Raw genomic sequence first — 26,034 nt, 5'->3', positions numbered from 1 at the left:
CGGACAACTATCTCGCAGCCCTGAAGCTCGCATCCATCCGCATTTGGATTGCCGGGATATGAGTCCGCGTCCTAGGCTGGCGGACGGCCCCGGCGACAGGATCGGGGCGCGGCAGGAAGGAGCGCGGCATGTCTTTCACCCGACGCGAGGCCCTGGCGGGGCTGGCCGCCGCGGCGCTGCTGCGGCCCGGGCGCGCGGGCGCGGGGGGCGCCGACGCACCGGACGCCGCGGCCGCGCCCGTCCCGACCCTGACCGCGCGCCCCGCGACGGCGCAGCTGGCGCCGGCCGAGGCGCCCCCGACCGCGGTCTGGGCCTATGACGGCCGCGTCCCCGGCCCGGTGCTGCGCGCCCGGCAGGGCGACCGCCTGGCCCGCCGCTTCGTCAACGCCCTGCCCGAGCCGAGCACGATCCACTGGCACGGGCTGCGCCTGCCCAACGCCATGGACGGCGTGCCGGGGATGACCCAGGACCCGGTGCGGCCGGGGGACGCGTTCCTGTACGATTTCGCGCTGAAGGATGCCGGAACCTATTGGTACCACCCGCATTCGCGCGCCTATGAGCAAGCCGATCGCGGCCTTGCCGGCGCGCTGGTCGTCCAGGAGGCCGAGGGCCCGGATGTCGACGCCGACCACGTGCTGCTGCTCGACGACTGGCGGCTGGGGCCGGAGGCGCAGCTGGTCGAGGATTTCGACAACCTGCATGACCGCGCCCATGCCGGGCGGTACGGCAACTGGATCACCGTGAACGGAACCGGCGCGTGGACCGGCGCGGCGGCCAGCGGCGACCGGCTGCGGCTGCGGCTGGTCAACGCCGCCAACGCGCGGATCTTCTCGCTCGCCGTGCAGGGGCTGGAGGGCTGGGTGGTGGCGCTGGACGGGATGCCGCTGGCCGCCCCCGCGCCGCTGTCGCGGCTGGCGCTGGCCCCGGCGCAGCGGGTCGACCTGGTGGTCGACGTGACCGCGGCGGCGGGCGAGGAGGCGTTCCTGGTCAGCCTCGAACGCGACGGCGGCTACGCGGTGGCGACGCTCGCGGTCGGCCCGGCGCAGCGGGCGCGGCGGGCCGGGGCGCCCGCCCCGCTGCCGCCGAACCCGGTCCCGGCGCCCGGGGACCGCGGCGCGGCGCGCAAGGCCGAGCTCTTGATGGAAGGCGGGGCGATGGGCCGGATGCAGACGGCCCGGATGGGCGGCGCCGCGCGGCCGCTGCGCGCGCTGGCGCAGGAGGGGAAGGTCTGGGCGTTCAACGGGCAGGTGGACATGCCCGACGCGCCGCTGCTGACGGCGCGGACCGGCGAGACGGTCGAGATCGCGATCCGCAACGAGACCGCCTTCCCCCACGCGATGCACCTGCACGGGCACCATTTCCGCAAGGCGCTCGGCGCGGCCGGGCTGGGGCCGCTGCGCGACACGCTGCTGGTGGATCGGGGCGAGACGGCGCGGATCGTCTTCGTCGCCGACAATCCGGGCGACTGGCTGCTGCATTGCCACATGCTCGACCATTCCGCCGGGGGAATGATGACCTGGCTGCGGGTGGGCTGACGGGCCGGGCCGCGCTCCCCCCGCTCAGAAAGCGACCAGCAGCGCCCCCATCAGCGCGGTGGCGACGCCGGCAAAGCCGCCGTCGATCAGCGCGAGCCGCGCCGGGCGGCCCTCGGCCAGCCCCAGCAGCCACAGCGCGGGCAGGATGAAGAACAGGCCCACGCCCAGCCCCGCGACCAGGCCCAGCCCGACATTCGAGGTCAGGCCCGAGACGTGGAAGATGTGCCGCAGGAACCCGGCGACCAGGAACAGGACCCCGGCGGCGGCGAGGCCGAGGCGCAGGGGCGTCGCCGCCGCGGCGCCCCCGGTCCCTGCCCCGGTCACCGCCCCTGCCCCGGTCCCTGCCCCGGCTTCCGCGCCCGCGGCCGCGGCCGCCGCCGTCGCCGTCGCCTCAGACGCCGCCGTCGCCCGGCCCCGCTTCGCGGCGAAGGCGCGATACCACAGCAGCCCGGCGAGCCAGCTCGCCCCCGTCGCTGCAAGCACGTTCCAGACGGTCATCGCCCTCTCCTTTCCACCAGGTCCGTTTCCCACCAGGTCCGCCGCGCCGGGCGCAGGCGGCCCCGCCTGCGCCCGGCGCGACGCCCTCAGTCCAGGCCCGCGCGGTCGCGGATCATGCGCTGGAACAGCCCCGCGGCGCGGCCGTCCATGTACGGCCGCACCGCCGAGGCGCTGTCGAGATGCATCGCCGCCGCGTCATCCGCCCGGTATTCGGGCCAGTCCGGCAGGCCGGGCGCGGCGGGGCGGCCGGTCCTGGCGAACTGCACCCAGGCCTCGGAGACCTGCTCGGCCAGCGCCTCGGCCCCGGCGCCGCCGCCGGTCATGATCCGGCCCGCCCCGGTCGCCACGTTGTCGAACACGAAGGGGATCTCGATCGTGTGCGGCGACCAGAGCGTTCCATCCGCGATCGGCGTCATCCACTCGAAGCGATAGGCCCAGGTCGGCGCGCCCCCGGCGGCGGCATGGGCGTCCAGGATCCCGGCGCTCAGCGCCCCCATCATGAAATCCGACAGGATGCGGAACCACAGGGCCGAGGGCCCGTAGGCGGGGAAGTCGGCGCCGTAGGCCGCGAGGATCCAGGCCCCGTCCCCCGGCCCGACCAGCCCCTCGACCCGCGCCGCGAGACCGGCTTCGTCCAGCGTCCAGGCCGCCTGGTCCGCCGCCATGAACAGCGACATCTCGGTTCCCGTCTGGCCGACCATCAGCGGCACGGTCCGGGCCGGGGGGGCGGCTTCCGGGTCCCAGGCGTGAGTCGGCAGCAGCCCCGCCTCCAGCACCGGCCAGAAGCCGCGCGGCATCCCCGGCACGCCGCCCATCAGCGGGAAGGCCTTCATCACCTCGGCCTCGGCCGCCAGCACCTGCCCCATGGTCACGTCATGCAGCGCTCCCGGCGCGGCGGGGTCGATCCCCAGCGCGTCCAGCATCCTCCGCGCGACCGCGTCCGCCGCATCCGGCGCCAGGAACCGGGTCAGCGGCCCGCTCTGCACCACCGCGCGGTGGAACAGCCCCTCGGCCGCCGGGGAGGCGAGCAGCGTGTTCACCTTCCAGCCGCCGCCGCTCTCGCCGAAGATCGTCACGCAGTCGGGATCCCCCCCGAAGGCGGCGATGTTGTCCCGCACCCATTCGAGCGCCGCGATCATGTCCTTGACCGACGGGTTCGCGCTTTGCGCCCAGTCGCCGCCGAGCACGCGCGAGAAATCGGTCAGGCCATGCGCCCCGAGCCGGTGGTTCAGCGTCACCGCCACCACGTCCCCGCGCGACGCCAGCCGGGTCCCGTCATGGATCGCGCAGGAGCCGGAGCCGCTCTGCCAGCCGCCGCCATGGAGCCAGACCATGACCGGCAGCCGCTCCGCCCCGCCGAGCGCCGCCGCCGGCGTCCAGATGTTGAGCGCGAGGCAGTCCTCGCCCGCCTCCACCCCCTCGGGGGGCGCGAAGGCGGGGGTGACGGGCGAGCCCTCGACCGGCTCCGGCCCCTGGGGGGCGAGGTCGGCATGGCGGTCGGCGGCGAAGATCCCGTCCCAGGGTGAGGGCGCCGCCAGGGGCGCGAAGCGGCGCGCGCCCGAGATCGGCTGCGCGTAGGGAATGCCGAGGAAGCGGGCCACGCCGTCCCCGGCCGCGCCCTGCACCTTGCCCGACGCGGTGGCGACCACCGGGGCGGGGCCGGCGGCAGGGCCCGTGACGAGGCCCGTGGCGACGCCCGGGCCGGGCGACGCCGCCACGCGGGCGACGGGAGGCAACCCCGAGACGAGCAGCGCGGCGCCGCCGGCGCTCAGCACGGCGCGCCGGTCGAGGCCGGAAGGGTCGGGGGAGTGGGTCATCGCGGGGGGCCTTGGCATGAGGGGGGCGGGCCGCCCCCCGCCGCGAGGGGGGGGAGGGGGAGGGGGAGGGGCGGCCCGCTGCGGCTCAGGGCTTCACGCAGGCGAAGCTGTCGGCCGCGTCCGGGTCGCCGCCCTGGTAGGCGGCGAAGCTCGGATGCGCGCAGATCGGCATCTCGCGCCCCGGCATGGACGGCGCGCGGGCGATCATCGCCTCCGGCGCCTCGCCGGTCGCGCGCCATTCCTCGAGCAGGGTCAGCGGGTCGAAATCCTCGAACGCCGCGCCGCCGCCGCAATGGGTCATGCCGGGGACCATGAACAGGCGCACCGCGTCCGGGGCGAGGGCCTGCGCCTCCTCGGTCCAGGCCGCGATGTCATGGGCCGAGAACACCGGGTCGGCGGCGCCGTGGAAGATCACCATCTTGCCGCCGCGGGCGGTGAAGCTGGACATCCACGGCTCATCCGCATCGACATACCCCGCGACCGAGGCGACATTCGCCGCCAGCGCGTCGAAATCGAGCGGCTGGGGCAGCGCCGCCCGCGGCGGGGTCATGAACACCTGGCTGGTCGCCGCCTGCCCGATCAGCAGGTTCAGCGCCGGGCGCTCGGGCGTCCCCAGCTTCCAGGCGCGCCAGCCCGGCGCGGCGAGACCCGGATCCCAGGGCCAGTCGGCATAGATCGGGCCGTCCGCGCCCATGGCCCCGTTCATCACCTTCAGGAGCGCGGCGAGCCTGTCCTCCGCCAGCTTGCCCGAAAGGCCCGCCGGGTCGAAATCGCAGGGCCTGGCGACGATCCCGTCCTCGAGCCCGTCGGCGGCGTCGCACTGCCGGATCACCTCTCCGGCCACGGCGTCGAGATCGGCCTGGCTCAGCGCCTCGTGCAGCGCGCCGCCGGGGGCGACCGCCATCAGCGCCGCGACGTCCCAGTTCTCGGCCAGCGCGGCGCGGGTCAGGCGGAAGCCGGGGTTGCCCGCCACCACGCCGTCGAACGCGGTCGGATAGCGCTGGGCTGCGATCATCGCCTCGCGCCCGCCGTTCGAGCAGCCCATGAAGTAGGACTCGGACGGCTCGGCGTCATAGCGCGCGGCGATCAGCGCCCTGGCGACGTCCGTGACCTCTCCGATGGCGTTGTAGGCGAGGTCGAGCCGCGCCTGCTGGTCGAAGGCGAAGGAGGCGTCGAGCCCCTCGTGCCCGCCATCCATCGACACGACGGCATAGCCGCGGACCAGGGCGGGCGTGGCGGTGGCGCCGGTGCTGGGGACCATGCCGACGGCGGGGGCGATGAACCCGTCCATCGCGCCGCCGCCCTGGAACAGGAACCTGCCGCTCCAGTCATCGGGCAGGCGCGCCTGGAAGCGGATGCCGTAGCGCTTGCCGTCCGCGCCGGTCCGGTCGTTGATCCTGCCCTCGACAAGGCAATGCGCCGGCGCCTCGACCCCGCGCGGAGCGGCGCCGGTCATGCCGCTCATCGGGTCGGGGGGCAGCATCCCGGCGGGCTGCGCCGCGGCGGCCGCGATGTCGACGCCGCGCAGGGACAGGGCGGCGAGGTCGGCGCACTCCGCGGCCGCGGCGGGAAGGGCGCCCAGCGCCGTCGCGGCGAACAGCGCGGCGGCGCGGGACATGGTCTCGGTCTTCATGCGGTCTTCTCCCCGGTTCGGGCACGGGGGCGGCGCGCCCTGCCCCGCCGGACCTCGCGGCTTGCAACTGAACCCCGGTCAGCTATTTAATGACCGGCGGTCAGCAAGGAAACATCCGCATTGTCCGCCCCGGAGCATCACACTCATGACCCTGCCGCATGAAAGAAAGCGCGCCCGCTCGCAGGCCGAGAAGGCCGGCCGCCGCGCGGCGATCCTCTCCGCCGCCCGCCGCCTGGTGGAGCGGGACGGGTTCGACGCCGTGACCATGGCCGGCGTCGCCGCCGAGGCGGGGCTGTCGAAGGGCGCGCTCTATCTCTATGTCCGCGCGAAGGAGGAGCTGTTCCTGTCCCTGTTCCTCGAGGCGCTGGAGCAGGTGACGGCCCGGATCGAGGCCGACGCGCGGGACCGGGCGACGCTGATCGCGGCGATGGGGCGCGCGCCGCTGGAGGCGCCGCTGTTCGTGCCGCTGCTGGCGCGGCTGACCACGGTGATCGAGCCGGCGCTGGAGGATGCGGCGCTGTTCGACGCCAAGCGGCGGATGCGCGACATGGGCCTGCGGGCCGCGGCGGTCATCGCCCGGGCGACCGGCGCGGACGACGCGCGGGCCTGGGAGGCGAGCGCGGCGCTGATGCTGACCATGCAGGGCGCGGCGCAGTTCGACGTGGCCGCCCGCCGCGACGCCGTCGCCGCCCCCGACGACCTGCGCCCGATGCTGGAGCGGCAGGGCTTCGCCCAGACCTTTCCAGCCGCGGCGCGGCTGATCCTGTCGGGGCTGGGCGACGCGGGGCCGGGCGCGCCCGCGACGCGCTGAGCGCGCCCGCCCCGCCCCGGGGCGCCGCCCCCGTCGCCCCGGCCGCCTTCCGCCCCGCCCCCGTCGCCCTGCTCCCCGGCGCCCCGCCCCCGTCGCCCTGCTCCCGGGCGCCCTGTTCCAACGGCGGCGGAGAGATGCAGGCGCAGGGCCGCGCGACGGGCGCCTCCCCCTTCCGCCCATCATCCGCCTCCCGCCGCGTGCGGGGCCGCCCCCGGGCCCCGTCCGCTTGCGCGCCGCCGCCGCCTGCATCCTTCCCCCGGGGACGACCGGCGCGAAGACCGGCCGCCCGACCGGGAGGAAACCAGGAATGACCATCAGCACGCGCGCCGATCTCGCGGCGCTCGAGGCGCAGGGCTATGACGCCGTGTTCCCCGACCGCTCCCCGTGGGAGATGCTGTCCCGCCAGGCGCGCGAGCGCCCGGACGCGCCCGCCATCCGCTACCTGCATGACGCGACGGACCCCGCGCGGGACGAGGTCGTGACCTTCGCCCAGCTGCGCGACCGCATCATGGGCGCCGCCCGCCTGTTCCGCGCCCATGGCGTGGTCCCCGGCCGGTCGGTCGCGCTGCTGACCCAGCACAGCATCTCGGGGCAGGCCGCGCTCTGGGGCGCGCAGCTCGCCGGGGCGGCCTGCCCGATCAACCCGATGCTGAAACCCGATCACGTCGCCGCCCTGATCCGCGCCGCGGACGCCGCCTGCGTGGTGATGACCGGGGGGAACGCGGAGCTGGATTACTGGTCCGCCCTTCTCCCCGCCCTCAGGGCCGAGGGGATCGCGCTGCCGATCTTCGCCTGCGACGCCGATCCGGGGGCCGGGAGCCCCGGCGCCGACGGCATCTTCGAGGAGCTGGTCGCCGCGCCCGGCCCCGACATGGGCCCCGATATCGACCCCGAAGGCGGCCCCGAGACCCTCGCCGCCTATTACCACACCGGCGGCACCACCGGCGCGCCCAAGCTGGTGCGCCACCTGCGCGGGAACGAGGCGCACGTCGCCCGCTCCTGCGCGTTGATGCACGACTTCTCGCCCGAGACGGTGATGGTGAACGGCTTCCCCCTGTTCCACGTCGCCGGGGCCTTCGTCTGCGGCCTCTCGGTGCTGTCCGCCGGGGGCTCGCTGGTGGTCCCGGGGCGGCTGGGGATGCGCAACGCCGCCTTCGTGTCGGACATCTGGGGCCAGGTCGAGCGCCATCGCGCCACCGCCATCTGCGCCGTGCCGACCGTGCTCGCCGCCATCAAGGGCATCCCGATCAAGGCCGACATCTCCTCGCGGCGCTGGATCCTGACCGGCGGCTCGCCGCTGCCGACCGAGCTCGCCGACGCCGCCGAGGCGGCCATCGGCGCGCCGGTGCGCAACATCCTCGGGATGACCGAAAGCGCCGGGGCCATGGCGGTGGAGCCGGTGCACGGGCCGCGCCTGCCCAATTCCTGCGGCCTGCCCCTGCCCTTCACCGAGATCGCCATCCTCGGCGAGACGGGGGAGAGGCGGACCCGGCCAGGCCTCTCCCGCCCGGGGAGACGGGGATCATCGCGCAGCGCGGGCCGAACGTGGCGGACGGCTATTCCGACCCGGCGCGCAACGCGGGGACGTTCCTGCCGGGCGGCTGGCTGGTCTCGGGCGATCTCGGGCGGCTCGACGAAGACGGGCGGCTCTACATCACCGGGCGCAAGAAGGACGTGATCATCCGCGGCGCCCACAATATCGACCCGCAGATGATCGAGGACGCCCTGCTGGCGCATCCGTAGGTGCTCGACGCCGCCGCGGTTGGCATGCCCGACGCCTATGCGGGCGAGCTTCCGGTCGCCTTCATCACCGCGAAGGGGGGCGCGGCGCCGGAGGAGGCGGCGCTGATCGACTGGCTGCGCCCGCGGATCGAGGACCCCGCGGCGGTCCCAAAGCGCATCGGCCTGCGCGAGGCGATGCCGCTGACGCCGATCGGCAAGATCTTCAAGCCGACCCTGCGGGCCGAGGCGATCCGCTGGGCCGTGGCCGACGCGGCCGGGGCGCTGGGGGTCGCGGCGCGCACCGAGGTCTCGGAGACGCTGGAGACGACGGTCCACGCCCCCGCCGCCGACGCCCCCCGCCTGCGCGAGGCGCTGGCCGGGATGCCCATCGCCCACTCGGTCCACCCCGAGGGATGAAACGCGAAGGGGGCGCCGCCCGGCGCCCCCTTCGCCCGGCGCCCCTTCGCACGGGGCCTCTTCGCCCGGGGCCTGCAGCGTGCAAGCGGGCGGCCCGCCCGGGCCGCCCCGACGCGGGCGATCACCCCGCCCGCGCCCGGCGAGGGCCGCGCCCCTCCGCCACGGCGATCACGGTCGCGGCGACGATGCAGGACGCGGCGCCAAAGAAGGCCGGGTCGGGCCGCGCGCCGAAGGCCAGCGCATCGGCCAGCGCGGCGAAGACCAGCGACAGGTATTCGACCGGCGCGAGCCGCGAGACCTCGCTGCGCTGCATCGCGAGGGTCATCATGACATGCGCGATCCCGCCCGACGCCCCCGCGCAGACCAGCCAGGACAGCTGAACGGGATCCGGCGCGACCCAGCCGAAGGGCGCCGTCGCGAGGCCCGCCGCCGCGCAGGTCAGCGCGAAATACAAGGCGATCGCCCCCGCGTTCTCGGTCATCGCCAGCGCGCGGATCTGGATCTTCGCCCCCGCCGTCAGCAGCGCCGCCGCCAGCCCCAGCCCCACCCCGACCAGGTACGCCCCGTCCGGCGCAGCGCCGCCGAGCTGCGGCGCCAGCAGCGACAGCACGCCCCCGAGGCTCAGCCCGACCGCGACCCAGCGCGCGCGGCTCACCGCCTCTCCCAGCAGCGCCCGGGCCAGCAGCACCGAGAGCAGCGGCGCGAGATAGCCCAGCACCGCCGCATCGGCCAGCGGCAGGAATCGCAGCGCCGCGAAGGAGGCGAACATGGCCGCGCAGCCGAGCGCGCAGCGCAGCGCGTGCCCGAGGGGGCGCCGCGTGCGCAGCCCGCGCGGGAAATCCCCCGTCGCGCCGAGGAACAACACCAGCGGGACCAGCGCCAGGGCGCTGCGGAAGAACACGACCTGGCCGAGCGGGACCTCCCCCGCCAGCATCTTCACCGAGACCGCCATCAGGGTGAAGAACCCCGCCGCCCCGATCCTGAGCGCGATGCCCGAGAGGTCCGCGCTCATGCCGCCGCGCCCCGCGGATCCGCCGCGCGCAGGGGGATGACCTGCAGGCCCCCCGCGCCGCGGCGCACCTCGGCCTCGATCCCGTACATCTCGCGCAGCCGCCCGGGGGTCAGCACCGCCCCGGGCCTGCCCGCCGCGCAGATCCCGCCCGCGTGCAGCGCGCAGATCCGGTCCGCGAACTGCGCCGCGAGGTTCAGGTCATGCACCGCCATCACCACCACCGTGCCGGAGCGGGCGGCGAGGTCCCGCAGCCGCTCCAGCACCAGCAGCTGGTGGCGCAGGTCGAGCGCCGCCGTCGGCTCGTCCAGCAGCAGCGCGCGCGGGGCGCGCAGCAGCGCCTGCGCCAGGAACACGAGCTGGCGCTGCCCGCCGCTGATCTCGTCGATCCGGGCGGCCGCGAGATGCGCGAGGCCGAAATCCTCCAGCGCCTCGAGGCCCGCCCCGACCGCCTCGGGCGGCAGCCGCAGCCCGAGGCTGCGCAGGCGTCCCAGCAGCACCACTTCCAGCACCGTGAGCGACGAGGCCGCGCCGGTGTCCTGGGGCATGTAGGCGACGGCCTCGGCCCTTGCGGCGGGCGGCGCGTCCACCCCGTCCAGCGTCACCCGTCCGGTGGCGGGCGCCAGCCCCGCGACCGCCCGCAGCAGCGTGGACTTGCCCGCGCCGTTGCAGCCGATCAGCGCGGTCAGCGCGCCCGCGGGCCAGGTCTCGGACACGTTGCGGATCACCGGGATCCGCCCGTACCCGGCGGAGAGGTCTTGCAGGGTAAGGGTCACCAGTGTCTCCGGCCGCCGCGCAGGATCAGAAGGAACAGGAACGGGACCCCGATCACCGCCGTGACGATGCCGATGGGGATCACCGCGCCGGGCGAGACCAGCTTGGAGACCGTCGAGGCGCCGAGCATGATGATCCCCCCCGTCAGCGCCGCCATGGGCAGCAGCAGGCGCTGGTCCTCGCCCACGCACATGCGCGCCACGTGGGGGGCGACGAGGCCGACGAAGCCGATGGTGCCGACGAAGGCCACCGCCCCCGCGGTCAGCAGCGCCACCACGGCGAAGACCTTGAGCCGCAGCCGCGGCACGTCCACGCCGATGGCCGCCGCCCGCGCCTCGCCCAGCCGCAGCGCGGTCAGCCGCCACAGGTCCGGCAGGACCGCGAGCGTCGCCAGCAGGGTGACGGCGGCGACGATGGGCACGTTGTCCCAGCTCGCCCGCATCAGCGAACCGAAGAGCCAGAACACGATGGCCTGCAGCACCTCGGGCGCGGCGACGTATTGCACCAGCGACTGCGCCGCCTGGAACAGGAACAGCGTGGCGATGCCCGCCAGCACCATGATCTCGGGGCTCATCCCGCGCATCCGGGCGAAGGCCCAGACGATCCCGCCCGCCGCCAGGCACATCCCGAAGGCGGCGAGCGGGATGGTCAGCCAGGGCGCGGCCGGAAGCGCCGCGCCGGTCAGGATCACCAGCGCCGCGCCAAGCCCCGCGGCGGCGGAGAAGCCGAGGGTGTAGGGACTCGCCAGCGGGTTGCCGAGGATGGTCTGCATGTGCACCCCCGCCATCCCCAGCGCCATCCCCACCAGCGCCGCCATGCAGGCGACCGGCAGGCGGATGTCGTGGACGATGACCCGGGTCATGGCCGGGACGCCCCCGGGCGCGAAGATCGCCCGCAGCACCTCGCCCGGCCCCAGCATCGACGGCCCGGTGGCGATGTCGGCCAGCGCGAGCGCGGCGAACACCGCCGCCGCCGAGACCAGCCAGGCGAAGCGCCGCCGCGCCAGCGCCTGCCAGGCGCCGGACCGCGGCGGGCCGGGGACGGCCGAAGCCGCCCCCGCCGATGCGCGCCCGCTCATCCGGTCTCGCCCGAGGGGAGCCGGGTGAAATAGGTCCCGTCGAATTTCACCGGCATCCAGGTCTCGAAGAACCTGTCCAGCGTCCCCTGCGGGTCGAGATCGCCGTAGACCTCGGGGTGCAGCGCCTTGGCCAGGAACTGCAGGAAGGCGTAGTCGTAAAGCGTGCGGTTGCCGCCATGGTAGACGGCGAACACGTCCCCGGTCTTCACCGCCTCGAGGCCGTCCCAGCCCGGACGGGTGAGATAGGGCCGCATCCGCGCATGGGTGAGCGCGGGGTCCACCCCCGGCCCCATCAGGATCGCCTGGTCCTGCCCGGTCCAGCCGGAGCCCGCGAACAGGATCGCCTGCGGGTCGCGGCTCAGCACGTATTCGGCGCTGAGCGGCCCCCAGCTCTCGATCTGGCCGTTCGCGATGTTGTCGGCGCCGAGCTGGTCCAGCACCGCGCCCCACTGGGTCCCGGAATAGGAGTTGTCATGGACCTCGGCGCCCTTGCGGCCGAGCTCGACATAGACCCGCTTGCGGGCGGTCTCGGGGATGTCCTTCAGGCGCGAGAGCACGTCCGAGACGGCGGCCTCGTACTCCGCCGCCAGCCGCGCCGCGCGGTCCTCCTGCCCGAGGATGCGGCCGAGCAGCTGCGTGCTCTCGACATGTTTCTCGACCGTCTGGGCGTTGTAGTTCAGCACGACGACCGGGACGCCCGCGTCCTCGATCCGGTCCGCAACCTCGCCCAGCGCCTCGTATTGCCAGGCGGCGAGAAGCACGAGATCGGGCGCCGCCGCCAGCACGGCTTCGAGCGAGAAGGTCCCGTCGCTGGTGTGGCCCACGTCGGGCAGCGCCGCGATCTGCGGCATCGCCTCGACATAGGTGGCCCACTGAAGGCTCCGCCAGCCTTCCCACGGCGCGCGGGAAAGGGCGGCGACCCGGTCGAACCCGCCGGGTCCGGCCACGGCCATGAAGTCCTCGTAATAGAAGCCGAGCACGATGCGGCTGGCGGCGTCGGGGACGGTCACCTCGCGGCCGATCGTGTCGGTGACGGTCATTTCGGCGAGGGCGGGGGCGGAAAGCGCAGCCAGAGCGGCCGCCGCGGCGAGGCCGCGAAGGGGGGAGAGGAACATGGTCCGGTCCTTTGAAATCGCATGGGGGCCCGGCCTTCCGCGCGGGCGGAAGGTCCGGGCATCGGCGGAGTGCGAATTCAGAGGATCGGGGGCGCCCGGCTGCGGATCTCGCCCACCAGCCGCAGCGGGTGGCGCGGCGTCTCGGCGGGCAGGATCCGGCGCGAGGCGGTGAAGGCGACCTGGCGCCAGTCGAGGCCGAGGCGCGGGGGCGCGACCACCGCATTGCCGAAGCTGCGGCACCAGTCGCAGCCCTCGTCCTGCGCGGTCTCGGGGTCGACCGGCAGGCCGGTTTCGGGATCGACGAGGATCGTCTCGACGCTCAGGCCGGAACAGATCTCGACCGCCACGCCCGAGGACGAGGCCGCCTGCACGCCGCCGGCCATGGCGAACTGCACCACGAGCCAGGCGAGGGCTGGAAGGATCAGCCCGATGCGTCGCCAGAAGGTGCGTGAGCGCAGGTGCATGGGTCGCGGCGGAGATCTACGGATTGCGAATGTGAAAGGGATCGCAGGCGGCGGCGGCGAAGTCAACGCCGCGCGGGGCCGCATCCCGGGCGTCGGCGCGCCGGAGACGGGGCCGCAGCGGTCCATGGGCCGGACAAGCCAATGCCGGGAGCGATGATCGCTCCCGGCGTTCGCGACGGGTCGGCGGCGGCGGCGCGGAAGGGGCCCATGCGTCCGGCGCCCCGGCCGGGGGGGGGCCGCCATCGCCCGCGGCAAGGCGGCGAGGTCGCGCCGTCCTCGCGCCGCCCCGGCCCGGCGCGTTCGAAGATGCGGCGGGGATCCGCCCCGATGCGCCGCGGGCGGGGGCCGCGCATGGAAAGCGTCGCGTCCATGCCGCGGCGCATCCGGCGGCGCATCCCGCGTCCCATGGCGCGGCGCAGGACGGCGCAGGAAAGGGTGCGGCAGCGCAGGCGGACGACTGCTGTCACGCGCAGGCGGGCGCCCATTGCGCGCCGCTCGGGCTCACGCAGCTTCCGCCCGCGGCGCCGCTGCGCCGGGCCGCGCAGGACGAGGCCGCCGCGCCCGGGCCCGGCCGCCCGCTGGCCGCGCCGCGGCCGGGCGTGCCGCCGCCCATCCGCTCCGCCGTCTGAACCATCCGGCCGCGGGACGCCCCCCGGCCGCAGCTTCCTGACGACCAACCGGAATACGGATTCTCGACATCATGACCACCAAACTCCCTCGCGCGGCCTTCGCCGCCGCGCTCATCGCCCTGTCCTCCGGCATCGGCGGCGCGCTCGCCCATGGCGGCGCATCGGGCATCGTCCTGGAACGCATGGAGGCGATGAAGGACGTCGCCGCCGCCATGAAGACCGTCGGCCCGATGATCCAGGGCAAGACCGCCTGGGACCCGGAGGCGGCGCAGGCGGCGGCCGCGACCATCGCCTCCCATGGCGGCGCGGCGCTGACGAGGCTGTTCCCCGAGGGTTCGGGCGGCGGCGTCTCCGAGGCCTCGCCCGCGATCTGGACCGACCGGGCCAGGTTCGACGCGCTGGCGGCCGAGTTGAAGGACGCGGCCGAGGCGCTGGAGGCGGCGTCGGCGGGCGCCGAGCCGCCGACGGCCGAGTTCGGACGGCTGGCCGGAACCTGCAAGTCCTGCCACGAAGCTTACCGCGTGAAGAAATGAGCGCGCGCGGGGCCGGGCGCGTCCCGGCCCCGCCCCCCCTTTCCGCGCGGCACGCCGCCGGCAGAGCGGGGAATCGCAGGCGCCGCCACGCGCCCGCCCGTTCCGCGGGCGGGCGCGCGGCGGCGTCGAAGGCCCAGGGGGACCGGCGCGCAGGGCGCGTCCTGCGAATGAAACGCAACCGCAAGTCACTGAATCAATTGATTTTACCAACCGCCTGCACCAGGTAGCGGCGCAGGCGCCCCCCCCTCGCGCCCGGCCGCCTAGGACCCGCCCATGACCCCGCTCTCCATCGGTGCGCTGGCGCTTTCGATGTCCATGGACGCCTTCGTCGCCGCGCTCGGCAAGGGGGCGGCGGCGCGGCCAAGCCTGCCCGCCGCGCTGCGCACCGGCGCGATCTTCGGCGCGGTCGAGGCGGTCACGCCCCTGGTCGGCTGGGCCGCGGGCGTGGTCGCCGCCCGCCATGTCGCCGCGGTCGATCACTGGATCGCCTTCGGGCTGCTGACCCTCGTGGGCGTGCGGATGGTCCTCCAGGCCTGGACGCGCGAGGACGGCGAGACCCCGCGGGAGACGTCGGTCCGCGCGGTCCTGGCGACCGCGATCGGGACCTCGGTCGACGCTATGGCGGTCGGGGTGTCGCTGGCGTTCTGGGAGGTGAACATCCTCGTCGTCGCCGCCGCCATCGGGGCCGCGACCATGGCGATGAGCTCGGCGGGGATGCTGGCGGGCCGGTTCCTCGGGACCCGGTTCGGACGGATCGCCGAGAGTTTCGGCGGCCTCGCGCTCTGCGCCCTCGGGACCTCGATCCTCGTCGAGCATCTCGCGGCCGGATGAGAAAGGGGGGCCGCAGCCCCCCTTTTCCGCGATCAGAACAGGATCTTCGCCCCCGCGACGAAGAACACGGCGCCGCTGTCGCCGCCCGCCCGCGCCGCCGCCTCGCCGAGGCGCTGCTCGTAATGGACGCCGACGTAAGGAGACAACAGCCGGTCCACCACGTCGTAGGAGAGCCGCGCGCCCAGTTCGACCACCGGGCCGAAGCCGACGGCGCCGATGCCGTCGTCGTCGGCCAGCGGCAGCGTGACCTCGACCGAGGGGGTCAGGATCAGCCGCTGGGTGATCAGCCCCTCGTAGTCGAGCTCCGCCCGCAGGAACGGCTTGTCGGAGAGATAGGCCTCGAGATCCACTTCGATCCATTGCGGCGCAAGGCCGTGGAGCGCGGCGACGGCGTAGACCCGGGTCTCGCCCTCCGGGGTCGACAGCATCACGCCCCCGCCCGCATCCCAGAAGTCCGAGATCGGGGTCATCAGGCGGGCCTGGTTGTCGAAGGTCTCGAAGGCGTCATGGGTCAGCGAATACTCGGCCTCGGAGCGGAGCATCAGCTTCAGCTCGTCCTTGCCGATGACGAAATCGCCGTCCCAGGCGAGGAGGTTCTCATCCGCGCCCCAGCGGTGTTCGAGCTGTTCGACCTGGAGCGACCAGACCAGCGGTTCGGCCATGGCGGGGGCGGCGAGGGACGCCGCCGCCATGGCGGCCAGGAGTTCAGTGCGCATGGGCGTCGGCCCCCTTCGCTTCATGGTCATGGGTCATCGGCAGGGCGGCCTGCGCGGCCCCCGTCGATGCGGGCCCGCCCTCGACCACTACCTTGCGGAACATGCCGCTGTCGGCGTGGTAGGAGAGGTGGCAGTGGAACGCCCACTGGCCCGGCGCGTCGACCTCGGTCTCCATGAACACCGTGGTCCCGGGGGCGACGGAGACGACGTGCTTGATGGGGTCGAGCTCGCCGGAATCCGTATCCAGGATCGACCACATGCCGTGCAGGTGCATCGGGTGGGTCATCATCGTCTCGTTGACGAACTTGAACCGCACCCGCTCGCCGTATTGCAGGACGATCGGGTCCGCGTCGGCGTATTTCACGCCGTTGATGGACCAGGAGTACCGCTCCATGTTCCCGGTCAGGCGCAGCTCGATCTCCCGCGTCGCCTCGCGGTCGGGATAGAGCGGCGCGCGGGCCTTGAGGTCGGAATAGCTCAGGAACTTGCCGCCATTGGCCGCCGAGGGGGTCAGGCCCGAGCCGGGGGCGTACCAGGGGTCGGCCGCCGCCGCGCCGTGGCCCATGGCCGAGCGGTCCATGCCGTGCCCCATGGCGGAATGGTCCATGCCCGCGTGGGACGCGCCGTCCATCATGGTTCCGTCGGGCATTTCGTGCTGCATGCCGCCATGGGCGTCTCCATGCGCCATGCCCTCCATCACCGAGCCGTCGGGCATCTCGTGGGTCATCGCGCCGTGGGCGCCTCCATGATCCATCCCCTCATGCGCGGCGCCGTCCATCATGGTCCCGTCCGGCATCTCGTGCTGCATGGCGCCGTGGCCGCCGCCATGGTCCATGCCGCCATGCCCACCGTGATCGCCATGGGCCATGCCCATGTCCGCCATGGTCAGCAGCGGCTTCTCCCGCATCTCGGGGACTTCGGCGACCATGCCTTCGCGCGGGGCGAGCGTGCCGCGCACCATCGCGGTGCGGCCCATGCTCTCGAAGATCACCGGGTAGGCCTGGTCCTTGCGCGGGCGGACGATGACGTCATAGGTCTCGGCCACCGCGATGCGCAGCTCGTCCACCGTCACCGGGGCGACGTCGTTCCCGTCGGCGGCGACCACGGTCATCTTCAGCCCCGGGATGCGCACGTCGAAATAGGTCATGGCGCTGGAGTTGATCAGCCGCAGCCGGATCCGGTCGCCCCGCTCGAACAGCCCGGTCCAGTTGGCCGCCGTGTCCATGCCGTTGAGCACCGGGGTGAACCCCTGCAGGTCCTCGATGTCGGTGGGCATCATCCGCATGTCGCCCCAGGCGCCCCGGTCCGACAGGGCCGCGCCCGCGCCGTCCTCGGCGGCGTCCGCGAAGAAGTCGAGCAGCGTGCGCTGGGAGCGGTTGTAGTAATCCGGGCTGGCCTTGAGGTTGCGGAAGATCCGGTCGCCGCGATGCGGATGGGCGTCGGCCACCTGCACCACGTATTCGCGGTCATAGCGGTAGGGCTCGCGCCCCTTCGGTTCGATCACGATGGCGCCGTAGGCCCCGTCCGGCTCCTGGAAGCCGGAATGGGAATGGAACCAGTAGGTCCCCGCCTGCACGATGGGGAAGCGGTAGGTGAAGGTCTCCCCCGGCGCGATGCCGTTATAGGAGATCCCCGGAACCCCGTCCTGCTGGTAGGGCAGGATCAGCCCGTGCCAGTGGATCGAGCTTTCCTCGGAGAGGTTGTTGGTGACGTGGATCACCACGTCCTCGCCTTCCTGGAAGCGCAGGGTGGTGGGGGTGGCGGAGGCGTTGAAGCCGACGCCGGAGCGGGAGAAATCGGCCGTCTTCACGGTGATCGGATCGATGGAGACGGAATACTCGCCCGCCAGCGCGGGAGCGGCGGAGAGCAGCGCCGCCAGCCCCGCCGCGGCGAGGCGCGATGCGGTGGAATGGGTCATGTCATGGGTCCTGGTGAGAACATGCAGGGCCCCGCGGGCGCGCCCGCGGGGCGGCTGGTCGTCACTATCTCGGGGATCAGTGATGTCCGGCTTCGAACTCGCCCACCATGCCGGCGCCGTAATGGCCGGGCACGTTGCAGGCGAACTCGATCAGCCCTTCCATGTGGTCCGGGAAGGTCCAGGTGATCTCGGCGGTCTTGCCCGGCTCGATCAGGGCGCTGTTCGGCGCGTCATGCATGCCGTGGCCCATCGAGGCCTGCATGGCCTTCGCGGCGGCATGGTCGATGCGGTCGGGCATCAGCACGCCGTGGTCGACCATCATCTGCATCTCGCCCGCGTGGCCTTCATGCATCTCGGGGGTCCCGATGTTGAACTCATGCACGAATTCGCCCGCGTTGCGGATGCGGAAGCGGATGGTCTCGCCCGGTTTCACCGCGATGGTCTCGGGCTCGTAGTAATTGTCGTGCATCACGATTTCGATCGTGCGGTCGGCTGTCTTGCCGGGGGCGCCGATCATGGCGCCATGGCCGGCGCCGTGACCGGCGCCGTGGTCCCCATGGCTCTGGGCGATGGCGGCGGCGGGAAGGGCGACGGCAAGGGTCAGCGCGGCGGCGAGGGCGCGCGAAGCGTTGGTTTTCATCTGTGGGGTCTCGTCTGATCTGTCACGTGGCTGCGCGCGGCCGGGGCGGCCGGGCGCGGGATGAAGCCGTGGTGATGGATCAGGCGCGCGGCGGCGGGATCAGCGCCTCGGGGGCGAGACCCTCCGGCGCGGGGGCCGCGGCGAGGGCGTAGCTGAGCGGAACCGGCGCGAGGCGCATGGCGGGCCCCTGCGGCCCGGCCACGCCGTCGAGGCAATGGCCCGACATGGTCGCGCAGGGGGCCGCGGCATGGGCGTCGGCGGCGTGATCCGCATCGGCCGGGACGGCCGGGGCGTGATGGTCCTCGGCATGCATGGCATGGGCCGGCATCTGCGCCGCCCCGCCCGGCTGCGCCAGGGCGCCGAGGCCATGCTCGCCCATGCCCGCGCACCAGAGGGCGAGCAGGACGAGGCAGGCTGCGAAAAGGCGGGACATCACGCGCATGGGATCGAAAATGGCGCGTCCTCACGGGTTTGACAACAGACGAAGCCGTGAGGGCGCGCCCGATTTGACCTTCCCCCTGCTGGAAGCCTATCTGGTCCCGGAGCGATCCGAACTGAAACCGGAAGGCTCCACCATGTCCGCCCACGATCCCGCCCATCCGCACCACGCCGCCCCTGCCCCGACCCGCGACCCCGTCTGCGGGATGGAGGTCCACCGCGTCTCCGCCCCCGCACCCTGCGCCGCGGCGCCTCGGCCGGGGCGCCGATCCGGGACGCCGAGGCGCTGGAGCGGTTCTCAACGGTCGATGCGCTGATCGTGGACAAGACCGGCGCCCTGACCCGCGGCAAGCCGGAGCTGACCGGGGTCGAGCCTGCAGAGGGCATGGACGAGGCCGGGGCGCTGGCGCTGGCCGCGGCGCTGGAGCGCGGGTCGGAGCATCCGCTCGCCGCCGCGATCGTGGCGGGGGCCGAGGCGCGCGAGGCGCCGAAGAAGGACGCCGAGGGCTTCGAGGCGACCGCCGGAAAGGGCGTGAAAGCGGCGGTGGAGGGGCGCGCGGTCGCGCTCGGCAACGCCGCGCTGATGGCCGATCTCGGGGTCGATCCCGGCGCGCTTTCGGACCGCGCCGAGGCGCTGCAGGCCGAGGGCCGCACGGCGATGTTCCTGGCCGCGGAGGGCCGCATCGCCGGGCTGATCGCGGTCGCCGACCCGATCAAGGACGAAACGCCGGGCGCGATCCGCGCCCTCCACGACAGCGGCCTGCGCATCATCATGGCCACCGGCGACGCGGAAGGGACCGCCCAGGCCGTGGCGCGGGAGCTGAACATCGACGAGGTCCATGCAGGCATGTCGCCCGAGGACAAGCGGAAGCTGGTCGACGACCTGCGGGCCGAGGGCCTCTCGGTCGCCATGGCGGGCGACGGGGTGAACGACGCGCCCGCGCTCGCCGCGGCGGATGTGGGCGTCGCCATGGGCGCGGGCGCGGACGTCGCGGTGGAAAGCGCCGGGGTCACGCTGGTGAAGGGGGACCTCTCGGGCATCCTGCGCGCCCGGCGCCTGGCCGAGGCGACCATGCGCAACATCCGCCAGAACCCGTTCTTCGCCTTCTGCTGCAACGCGGCTGGCATTCCGCTGGCGGCGGGGGTCTTGTTCCCGGTGCTCGGCGTGCTGCTGTCGCCGGTGGTCGCGGCGGCGGCGATGAGCCTCTCCTCCGTCTCGGTGATCGGCAACGCGCTGCGGCTGCGCGCGGTCAAGCTGTGAGGCGCGCGGCGATCCTCGGGCTGGCGGCGGCCCTCGGCGCCGCCGCCGTCTTCGTCTTGCGCGGCCCGGAGGATGGGGAGCGCCTCGCCCGGGGCGCGGCGCTTTATGCCGAGCATTGCGCGTCCTGCCATGGCGCGGACCTCTCCGGGGCGCCGGACTGGAAGACGCCGGGCCCCCACGGCCGCCTTCCCGCCCCGCCCCATGATGCGAGCGGCCACACCTGGCATCACGCCGACGCGCTTTTGTTCCGCATCGTCAAGGAGGGCTCCGCGGCGGTGATCGGCGGCGGCTATGAAAGCGACATGCCCGGCTTCGCCGACGCGATGAGCGACGCCCAGATCCGCGACGTCCTGGCCTTCATCAAGTCCACCTGGCCCGAGCGCGAGCAGGCCCGCCAGGCCGAGGTCTCGGCCCAGGGAGGTTGAGCCACAGGCGCCCCGGCCTTGCGGCGCCGGCTCATTCCGGCGCCGCCTGCCCGTCCCGGGTCTCGCCCCGGACGTCAGGAAACACGCCGGTGAAATTCGCATCCACGATCCCGCCGTCCCCGGCGATCAGCATGTAGAACACCCGCCCGTCCTGCGGGTTGGTCACCGCGATCACGTCATCGCCGTCCACCACGGCGAGGATCTTCGCCTCTTCGGCCTTCAGCTCCACCCAGCCCTGGTCCAGCGGGCTCCAGTCGCGGTTCACCCTGATGCGGGTCAGGTGATCGGCGCCGGGGGGACAGCCCGGCGCCGGGGCCGCCTCATTCCTCTTTCAGCGCGCCGTGTTCGCCGCGGATCTGCAGCGTCACCGTCACGCTCTCCTCGTCGCGGTTGCGGAAGAACCAGCCGTGGGCGCCGTCAAAGGCGGCGATCAGCCCGCCCTCGGACCCGGCCGAGCCGCGGCCCTTCTCATAGGTGGCCGAGTTCGCGCCGCCATGGCCGTGCAGGTCATAATTCACCCGCCCGCCCGCGACGCTCATGCGGTAGAAGGCGGCCTGGCCCTTCTTCATGTCCATCTTCCACTCGGCCGAGGCGCCGGGCACGAGGGTGAAGCTGACCTCGTCGCGCCAGGCCTCCTCGGCATGGGCCTTGCCGACGAGCAGGCCGAACGCCTCCTCCAGGAGGCTCGACTGGTGGTCCATCTCGGCCTCTTCGGCGAGCTGCATCTTGATCTCGCCCATCTCGGTCAGGCCGAGGGCGGACCCGGCGCCGGTCGGGTCGATCCCGTATTCGGCGGGCAGAACCACGCCGACGGCGATGGCGGCGGCGCCGATCAACGCGAGGAGGGAGGAGCGGCGCAGCTGCGCCGGGGCGGGAAGGTCGGCGGGGTTCGGAAGGCGGGAATCGTGCATGTCTTGCATCTCCGAGAGAGGGGGGTCAGGAGGCGAGGTAGCCATTGATCTGGAAGGCCATCAGGCCGAGGCCCATGGCGGCCATCACCCAGTTGGCGGCGGCGGCCTGGCGGCCGAATGCGGGGCTGCGCCGCCACCAGCCCATGACGATCAGGATGACGGCGAGAGCGGCGATCTGGCCGAGCTCCACCCCGATGTTGAAGGACACCAGGTTCGCCAGCAGCCCGTCCTCGGCGATCTGGTGGTCGAGGATCTTGGTCGCGAGGCCGGTCCCGTGGAACAGCCCGAAGACCAGCGTCGCGGCCCTGGTGTCGGGCTGGAACCCGAACCAGTCCTCGAGCTTCCCGAGGTTGTCGAGCGCCTTGCAGAGCACCGAAAACCCGATGATCGCGTCGATGATACAGGCGTTCACGCCCCAGCCGAACCAGACGCCGAGCAGCATGGTCGACGAATGGCCGAGGGCGAAGAGGCTCACGTAAATGGCGACGTCCTTCATCTTGTAGAGGAAGAAGACGACGCCCAGCAGGAACAGGATGTGATCGTAGCCGGTCACCATGTGCTTGGCGCCGAGATAGAGGAGGGGGATCGGGCGCCACCCCCAGATCTCCTGGATATAGCCCGCGTCGCCGGGGGTGACGTTGTGGGCCTGCGCGGCGCCGGCGAGGCAGGTCAGCGCAAGGGCGAGCGCGGCGGTCAGCGCGCGGCTCGCGGTGGCGGGGGTCATGGAGGTCTCCTCGTGACCGATGTCGATGGGTATGGAGGCGGCGGCGCGTCAGGCGCGCGGCGGCCTGAGCCATCGCAACACCGGCGGGGCGCGGCCGGGGGGCGGCGCCGCGGCCTCGGGGCGGGGCGGCTCGGCGGAGGCGACGGCGAGCGGCGCGGGCGGCAGGCCCGCCTGCCCATGGTCGTGATCCGCCTGGTCATGGGAATGGCCGTGCATGGCCGCCATCAGCCCCTGGGCGAGGTCTTCCTCCAGCCCGTGGGAATGGCCATGCTCTGCGACCCTCTGCGCATGGTCGGCGAGGAGCATGGCGAGGCGCGGCAGGTGCTCGGCGCCGGAAGGGGAGGGTTGCAGCAGCAGCGCGACAGCGGCGAGCAGCGGCAGCAGCGCATGCGACAGCCGCCGCTGGCGGCGGGGCCTCGTGATGCGTCCCATGCTGCGCGCGGATCGCGCCATGCTGCAGACGTCCCTCGGGCATCCGTTTTCCGGTCCCCGGCGCGGGCCGTCTCCCCCCTTCCGCTCGCGGAGACTGCGGCCCGATGCGCCGGGGGATGGCCGAATCCTATGAAGAGGCGGCCCGTCCTCTCAAGCCGCCCCAAGGTCTTAGCGGGTCCGCCGCGCGCCGAGGGGCGGCCCGGCGCGGTCCCACCTGGCGCCCCAGACCTTTCCCAAAACGAAAACGGCGCCCCGAAGGGCGCCGTTCCGCAGCGATCCGGGCGCGTCAGCCCATGCGATAATTCGGGCTTTCCCGCGTGATCTGCACATCGTGCACGTGGCTTTCGCTCAGACCCGCATTGGTGATCTTCACGAAGTTGCAATTGCCGTTCATCGACGGGATCGTGGCGTGGCCCGTGTAGCCCATCGAGGCGCGCAGCCCCCCGACCAGCTGGTGCAGCACGTTCGCCACCGGGCCCTTGTACGGCACCTGGCCCTCGATCCCCTCGGGCACCAGCTTGTCCGTCGCCGCTTCCTTCTGGAAGTAACGATCGGCCGAACCGCGCGCCATGGCGCCGACAGACCCCATGCCGCGATAGGCCTTGAACGACCGGCCCTGGAACAGGATCAGCTCGCCCGGCGCCTCGTCCGTGCCGGCCAGCATCGAGCCGATCATCGCGCAATGCGCGCCCGCCGCGATGGCCTTCGACAAATCGCCCGAGAACTTGATCCCGCCATCGGCGATGATCGTCTTGCCCATGTCCTCGGCCGCCTTGGCGCAATCCATGATCGCGGTCAGCTGCGGCACGCCCACGCCCGCCACGATGCGGGTGGTGCAGATCGAGCCCGGGCCGATGCCGACCTTCACGCAATCCGCGCCCGCCTCGATCAGCGCCCGCGTCGCCTCGGCCGTCGCCACGTTGCCCGCGACCACCTGCACGTCGTTCGACAGCGCCTTGATGCGCCGCACCGCCTCGCCCACCGAAGCGGAATGCCCATGGGCGGTGTCGATGACCAGCAGGTCCACGCCCGCGTCGACCAGCGCCGCCGACCGCTCGAAGCCCGCATCGCCGACGGTCGAGGCCGCGGCGACGCGCAGCCGCCCGAGCCCGTCCTTGCACGCCATCGGGTGCAGCACGGCTTTCTCGAGGTCCTTGAGGGTCATCATGCCGGTCAGGCGGTTGTTCTCATCCACCACCAGCAGCTTCTCGATCCGCCGCGCCTTCATCACCTGGCGCGCTTCCTCGGTGTCCGCGGGGCCGCGCAGGACCGCGAGGTCGTCCGAGGTCATGATCGCGCGGATCGGGGTGCGGTCATCCTCGGCGAAGCGCATGTCGCGGTTGGTGACGATGCCGACGACCTTGCCGCCCTCGCCCACCACCGGGAAGCCGGTGATCTTGTAGCGGTCCATCAGCACCTTGGCGTCGGCCAGGGTCTGGTCGGCGGTCAGGGTGATGGGGTTGTAGACGGTGCCGCTCTCGAACCGCTTCACGCGGCGCACTTCCGAGGCCTGCATCGCGAGGTCGAGGTTGCGGTGGATGACGCCCATGCCGCCGGCCTGGGCCATGGCGATGGCCATGTCGCCCTCGGTCACCGTGTCCATGGCGGCGGAGAGCAGCGGGATGTTCAGCTCGATCCGGTCCGTCACGCGCGTGCGGGTGTCGGCCGTGCTCGGCATGACCTCGGACGCGCCGGGCACCAGAAGGACGTCGTCGAAGGTGAGGGCCTCGCGAATCTCCATGGGTCGCTCCTTGGGAGGGCTTCGGTTGGCGCGTCCCTTTCGCATGGGAGGGCGGCGAAGGGAACCCCCTTCGCGGCGCCGCGGCAGGGCGGGGCGCAGGGTGCGGCGCCCCCGCCCCTCAGCTCGCCTTCAGCTTGCCCGCCTTGAGGGCGCGCACCGCGGCCCACGCGACGAACAGCACCACGGCGGCCCCGGCGGCGAGCGCGATCAGCGCGATGGCGTTCAGGACCGTCCCGCCCCCGAGGATCTGCGCCGAGGCCGTGATCGCCCCGGCCGAGGCGGCGGCGGGGAAGGTGAAGGCGCCCCAGGCGGCGTTGAACCCTCCCTCGGCCATCCAGCGCGCCCGGCGCAGCAGCCAGATCGCGACGGGCACGCCGAGGGCGGTCAGCGCCAGCACGGCGTTCTGCGACCACTCCGCCCCGAAGGACGCCGCCGCCCCCGCCCCCACCACGAAGGGCGCGAGGTGGATGGCGAGGCCCGGGCGGAACGGGTGCGGCGCCCCCGCGGGAATGTTGCGCACGGTCTTCAGCAGCAGCGCGCCGAGGACGGCCCAGGCGAGGAGCGCCGAGACGAACAGCGCCAGCGACAGCCCGGCATAGCCGAGCGAGACGCCGCCGTAAGGCGCCACGATCTGCCCGACGAACACCAGGTAAAGGCCGGGGACCAGCTTCGGCGCCGGGGTCTGCTCCGAGGTCAGGATGCGTATCGACACGCCCAGCGCCGCCCAGTGGATCATCAGCCCCAGCGCCCAGACGAAGACCGCGAAGCGGCCCCCCTCCGGCCCCAGCGCCGCGCCCCAGAGCATCCAGGCCATGCCCGCGGCCGAGGCCGCCCCGCGCGCGGGCGGGGGCGCGAGGTCGCGGAAGATCGCCATCGGGTTCAGCGCCAGCCGCGCGGCGTAGAACACCGAGGCGACGAGGAGGAGGGCCGAGGCGGCGCCGAGCCAGAGCTCGGAGACCTCGACCGGGACCCCCGCCGCCACGCCCCGGCGCAGGGCGAGGCCCATGCCCATGAGGCCCAGCAGGATCGGGAAGACGGCGATGGGAAAGCGGGCGGCGACGGTGCGGAACATGGGGGGGACTCGCGGCTCGGGTGGATTTGCCGCCCTACGTATTCAGGTTTCCGCATGAAAGCGAGGGGCGGCGTGGTCGCGGGGGGGGCACTGGTCCGTGTCCGCGGTGGCGCGGCGCCTCGCTAGAAGTGCGCTTCAATACCGGAGTCCGAGTCTCCCGGCTCAAACCAACCGATTTCTCCCCGCTTGAACTCACACGATGCCGTCAAGCAGGTCTTTGCCATGGACAGCCCCAACAGCAGCGCCTGCATGGCGTCGACTCCGTAGGCCTTTTTTCGAACAGGCGAAGCAAGGCCATCGATTTCAACGCGGCAGAAGTAGTCAACGTCATCCGCCTCTGGGCGGTGAACCCTGACCTCCACCGCATCGGGCACATCTTTCAGATAGTATCGACGGGCGACGAATGGGTCTTGTTGCATACGGATCCCCGTGTCGGCAGCGGCGCGATGGTCGTCTCGATCCTGGAACGCCGCCCCCGCCGCCAGGCAGCGATCCTCGGCGGCCCTGGGCGCGTCCTTGTCCGCCGTCTCCGGCGGCGGGCCGTCAGTCCGTGTCCGCCGCGACGACGGCGAAGAGCAGCCCCGAGGCCGGGACATGCAGCGTCCAGGCGAAGACGCCCCACCATTCGAGGCCATGGCGCAGGATCGGGGCTGGGCCGCAGAGCGCCCCGGGCGGCCAGCGCAGGATAGTCGGCGGCGCCAGGCCCGGCGCGTGGGGGCAGAGCCGCCAGCTGATGGCGCCATAGAGGCGCGCGGCCGCCTCCGGGTCAAGGCGCAGGCCCTGCACCGGGTTGAAGAAGCACTGGCCGAAGCCGGGCGGGGGGGGGGGGGGGGGGGGGGGGGGGGGGGGGGGGGGGGGGGGGGGGGGGGGGGGGGGGGGGGGGGGGGGGG

27 protein-coding genes and 1 pseudogene are annotated in these 26,034 nt (G+C 73.4%); 8 read left to right on the top strand and 20 right to left on the bottom strand.

Annotation, left to right across the window (positions count from 1 at the left end; translation table 11 throughout):
- Nucleotides 1-128 precede the first annotated feature (128 nt).
- On the top strand, nucleotides 129-1,535 hold the full coding sequence (locus ACQ5SO_RS18875) for a multicopper oxidase family protein (RefSeq protein WP_430943195.1): 1,407 nt from the start codon (nucleotides 129-131) through the stop codon (nucleotides 1,533-1,535).
- A gap of 24 nt (nucleotides 1,536-1,559) precedes the next feature.
- Here ACQ5SO_RS18875 and ACQ5SO_RS18870 read toward each other — a convergent pair whose 3' ends face one another.
- The 3 genes from ACQ5SO_RS18870 to ACQ5SO_RS18860 form a co-directional block, all read right to left on the bottom strand.
- Nucleotides 1,560-2,033, bottom strand: a complete 474-nt coding sequence (locus tag ACQ5SO_RS18870) for a DUF1761 family protein (protein ID WP_430943194.1) — start codon at nucleotides 2,031-2,033, stop codon at nucleotides 1,560-1,562.
- Nucleotides 2,034-2,119: 86 nt separating this feature from the next.
- The gene (locus ACQ5SO_RS18865; RefSeq protein ID WP_430943193.1) at nucleotides 2,120-3,850 is read right to left on the bottom strand and encodes a carboxylesterase/lipase family protein; all 1,731 of its coding nucleotides are present in this window, start codon (nucleotides 3,848-3,850) and stop codon (nucleotides 2,120-2,122) included.
- A gap of 85 nt (nucleotides 3,851-3,935) precedes the next feature.
- Nucleotides 3,936-5,483: a tannase/feruloyl esterase family alpha/beta hydrolase gene (locus tag ACQ5SO_RS18860; RefSeq protein ID WP_430943192.1), complete on the bottom strand. Its 1,548-nt coding sequence runs from the start codon at nucleotides 5,481-5,483 to the stop codon at nucleotides 3,936-3,938.
- Nucleotides 5,484-5,628: 145 nt separating this feature from the next.
- Between ACQ5SO_RS18860 and ACQ5SO_RS18855 the strand changes: the two genes are divergently transcribed.
- The 3 genes from ACQ5SO_RS18855 to ACQ5SO_RS18845 all read left to right on the top strand — a co-directional run bounded on the left by ACQ5SO_RS18855 (nucleotide 5,629) and on the right by ACQ5SO_RS18845 (nucleotide 8,433).
- Nucleotides 5,629-6,294, top strand: coding sequence for a TetR/AcrR family transcriptional regulator (locus ACQ5SO_RS18855; protein WP_430943191.1), 666 nt, complete (start codon nucleotides 5,629-5,631; stop codon nucleotides 6,292-6,294).
- 307 nt (nucleotides 6,295-6,601) lie between these two features.
- Complete coding sequence (locus ACQ5SO_RS18850; protein ID WP_430943190.1) at nucleotides 6,602-7,972, top strand: AMP-binding protein; 1,371 nt, start codon at nucleotides 6,602-6,604, stop codon at nucleotides 7,970-7,972.
- Nucleotides 7,973-8,037: 65 nt separating this feature from the next.
- Nucleotides 8,038-8,433: an AMP-binding enzyme gene (locus ACQ5SO_RS18845; RefSeq protein ID WP_430943189.1), complete on the top strand. Its 396-nt coding sequence runs from the start codon at nucleotides 8,038-8,040 to the stop codon at nucleotides 8,431-8,433.
- A 121-nt stretch (nucleotides 8,434-8,554) separates the two neighbouring features.
- Here the strand turns inward: ACQ5SO_RS18845 and ACQ5SO_RS18840 are convergent, their stop codons facing one another.
- The 5 genes from ACQ5SO_RS18840 to ACQ5SO_RS18820 form a co-directional block, all read right to left on the bottom strand.
- The gene (locus ACQ5SO_RS18840; protein ID WP_430943188.1) at nucleotides 8,555-9,445 is read right to left on the bottom strand and encodes a DMT family transporter; all 891 of its coding nucleotides are present in this window, start codon (nucleotides 9,443-9,445) and stop codon (nucleotides 8,555-8,557) included.
- Nucleotides 9,442-10,218 (bottom strand): ABC transporter ATP-binding protein, encoded by a 777-nt coding sequence (locus tag ACQ5SO_RS18835; RefSeq protein WP_430943187.1) that lies wholly within the window; start codon nucleotides 10,216-10,218, stop codon nucleotides 9,442-9,444. The genes ACQ5SO_RS18840 and ACQ5SO_RS18835 overlap by 4 nt, the downstream gene beginning before the upstream one ends.
- Nucleotides 10,215-11,294 carry a FecCD family ABC transporter permease gene (locus ACQ5SO_RS18830; protein ID WP_430943186.1) on the bottom strand — a complete coding sequence of 360 codons (1,080 nt, stop codon included), beginning with the start codon at nucleotides 11,292-11,294 and terminating at the stop codon, nucleotides 10,215-10,217. Before ACQ5SO_RS18830 ends, ACQ5SO_RS18835 begins: the two co-directional genes overlap by 4 nt.
- A complete protein-coding gene (locus tag ACQ5SO_RS18825) occupies nucleotides 11,291-12,409 on the bottom strand; it encodes an ABC transporter substrate-binding protein (RefSeq protein ID WP_430943185.1) in 1,119 nt (372 codons plus the stop codon). The genes ACQ5SO_RS18830 and ACQ5SO_RS18825 overlap by 4 nt, the downstream gene beginning before the upstream one ends.
- Before the next feature lie 77 nt (nucleotides 12,410-12,486).
- The gene (locus ACQ5SO_RS18820) at nucleotides 12,487-12,873 is read right to left on the bottom strand and encodes a DUF2946 family protein (protein WP_430943184.1); all 387 of its coding nucleotides are present in this window, start codon (nucleotides 12,871-12,873) and stop codon (nucleotides 12,487-12,489) included.
- 700 nt (nucleotides 12,874-13,573) lie between these two features.
- Between ACQ5SO_RS18820 and ACQ5SO_RS18815 the strand changes: the two genes are divergently transcribed.
- A complete protein-coding gene (locus tag ACQ5SO_RS18815; protein WP_430943183.1) occupies nucleotides 13,574-14,035 on the top strand; it encodes a c-type cytochrome in 462 nt (153 codons plus the stop codon).
- A gap of 273 nt (nucleotides 14,036-14,308) precedes the next feature.
- Nucleotides 14,309-14,866 carry a manganese efflux pump MntP family protein gene (locus ACQ5SO_RS18810; protein WP_430943182.1) on the top strand — a complete coding sequence of 186 codons (558 nt, stop codon included), beginning with the start codon at nucleotides 14,309-14,311 and terminating at the stop codon, nucleotides 14,864-14,866.
- A gap of 32 nt (nucleotides 14,867-14,898) precedes the next feature.
- Here ACQ5SO_RS18810 and ACQ5SO_RS18805 read toward each other — a convergent pair whose 3' ends face one another.
- The 4 genes from ACQ5SO_RS18805 to ACQ5SO_RS18790 form a co-directional block, all read right to left on the bottom strand.
- On the bottom strand, nucleotides 14,899-15,582 hold the full coding sequence (locus tag ACQ5SO_RS18805) for a copper resistance protein B (protein WP_430943181.1): 684 nt from the start codon (nucleotides 15,580-15,582) through the stop codon (nucleotides 14,899-14,901).
- Nucleotides 15,572-17,500 carry a copper resistance system multicopper oxidase gene (locus tag ACQ5SO_RS18800; RefSeq protein WP_430943180.1) on the bottom strand — a complete coding sequence of 643 codons (1,929 nt, stop codon included), beginning with the start codon at nucleotides 17,498-17,500 and terminating at the stop codon, nucleotides 15,572-15,574. The genes ACQ5SO_RS18805 and ACQ5SO_RS18800 overlap by 11 nt, the downstream gene beginning before the upstream one ends.
- Nucleotides 17,501-17,576: 76 nt before the next feature.
- Nucleotides 17,577-18,140: a cupredoxin domain-containing protein gene (locus tag ACQ5SO_RS18795; protein WP_430943179.1), complete on the bottom strand. Its 564-nt coding sequence runs from the start codon at nucleotides 18,138-18,140 to the stop codon at nucleotides 17,577-17,579.
- A 79-nt stretch (nucleotides 18,141-18,219) separates the two neighbouring features.
- Nucleotides 18,220-18,573 carry a hypothetical protein gene (locus ACQ5SO_RS18790; protein ID WP_430943178.1) on the bottom strand — a complete coding sequence of 118 codons (354 nt, stop codon included), beginning with the start codon at nucleotides 18,571-18,573 and terminating at the stop codon, nucleotides 18,220-18,222.
- 249 nt (nucleotides 18,574-18,822) lie between these two features.
- Between ACQ5SO_RS18790 and ACQ5SO_RS18785 the strand changes: the two are divergent.
- Nucleotides 18,823-19,839 (top strand): annotated as a pseudogene (locus ACQ5SO_RS18785) (HAD-IC family P-type ATPase); the annotation flags it as partial.
- A gap of 56 nt (nucleotides 19,840-19,895) precedes the next feature.
- Complete coding sequence (locus ACQ5SO_RS18780; protein WP_430943196.1) at nucleotides 19,896-20,264, top strand: c-type cytochrome; 369 nt, start codon at nucleotides 19,896-19,898, stop codon at nucleotides 20,262-20,264.
- A gap of 31 nt (nucleotides 20,265-20,295) precedes the next feature.
- On the opposite strand, the gene ACQ5SO_RS18775 is transcribed toward ACQ5SO_RS18780, so the two are convergent.
- The 8 genes from ACQ5SO_RS18775 to ACQ5SO_RS18740 all read right to left on the bottom strand — a co-directional run bounded on the left by ACQ5SO_RS18775 (nucleotide 20,296) and on the right by ACQ5SO_RS18740 (nucleotide 25,930).
- Nucleotides 20,296-20,529 (bottom strand): DUF6488 family protein, encoded by a 234-nt coding sequence (locus ACQ5SO_RS18775; protein WP_430943177.1) that lies wholly within the window; start codon nucleotides 20,527-20,529, stop codon nucleotides 20,296-20,298.
- Nucleotides 20,530-20,584: 55 nt separating this feature from the next.
- Nucleotides 20,585-21,175 carry a transmembrane anchor protein gene (locus tag ACQ5SO_RS18770; protein WP_430943176.1) on the bottom strand — a complete coding sequence of 197 codons (591 nt, stop codon included), beginning with the start codon at nucleotides 21,173-21,175 and terminating at the stop codon, nucleotides 20,585-20,587.
- A 25-nt stretch (nucleotides 21,176-21,200) separates the two neighbouring features.
- Entirely contained in the window at nucleotides 21,201-21,899 is a 699-nt protein-coding gene (locus tag ACQ5SO_RS18765; protein ID WP_430943175.1) for a HupE/UreJ family protein, read from the bottom strand.
- Between the two features lie 48 nt (nucleotides 21,900-21,947).
- The gene (locus ACQ5SO_RS18760) at nucleotides 21,948-22,352 is read right to left on the bottom strand and encodes a hypothetical protein (RefSeq protein ID WP_430943174.1); all 405 of its coding nucleotides are present in this window, start codon (nucleotides 22,350-22,352) and stop codon (nucleotides 21,948-21,950) included.
- A 265-nt stretch (nucleotides 22,353-22,617) separates the two neighbouring features.
- Nucleotides 22,618-24,072 carry an IMP dehydrogenase gene (guaB, locus tag ACQ5SO_RS18755; protein ID WP_430943173.1) on the bottom strand — a complete coding sequence of 485 codons (1,455 nt, stop codon included), beginning with the start codon at nucleotides 24,070-24,072 and terminating at the stop codon, nucleotides 22,618-22,620.
- Nucleotides 24,073-24,190: 118 nt separating this feature from the next.
- Nucleotides 24,191-25,144 carry a hypothetical protein gene (locus tag ACQ5SO_RS18750; protein WP_430943172.1) on the bottom strand — a complete coding sequence of 318 codons (954 nt, stop codon included), beginning with the start codon at nucleotides 25,142-25,144 and terminating at the stop codon, nucleotides 24,191-24,193.
- Between the two features lie 122 nt (nucleotides 25,145-25,266).
- Nucleotides 25,267-25,563 (bottom strand): DUF6968 family protein, encoded by a 297-nt coding sequence (locus ACQ5SO_RS18745; RefSeq protein ID WP_430943171.1) that lies wholly within the window; start codon nucleotides 25,561-25,563, stop codon nucleotides 25,267-25,269.
- A 124-nt stretch (nucleotides 25,564-25,687) separates the two neighbouring features.
- Entirely contained in the window at nucleotides 25,688-25,930 is a 243-nt protein-coding gene (locus ACQ5SO_RS18740) for a hypothetical protein (RefSeq protein WP_430943170.1), read from the bottom strand.
- Nucleotides 25,931-26,034 lie beyond the last annotated feature (104 nt).

The sequence above is a fragment of the Rhodovulum sp. DZ06 genome, from assembly GCF_050586345.1.
Classification (GTDB): domain Bacteria; phylum Pseudomonadota; class Alphaproteobacteria; order Rhodobacterales; family Rhodobacteraceae; genus JBOCEF01.
Note: the sequence above shows the minus strand (reverse complement) of the source record. Positions and strands in the feature narration are given on the sequence as shown.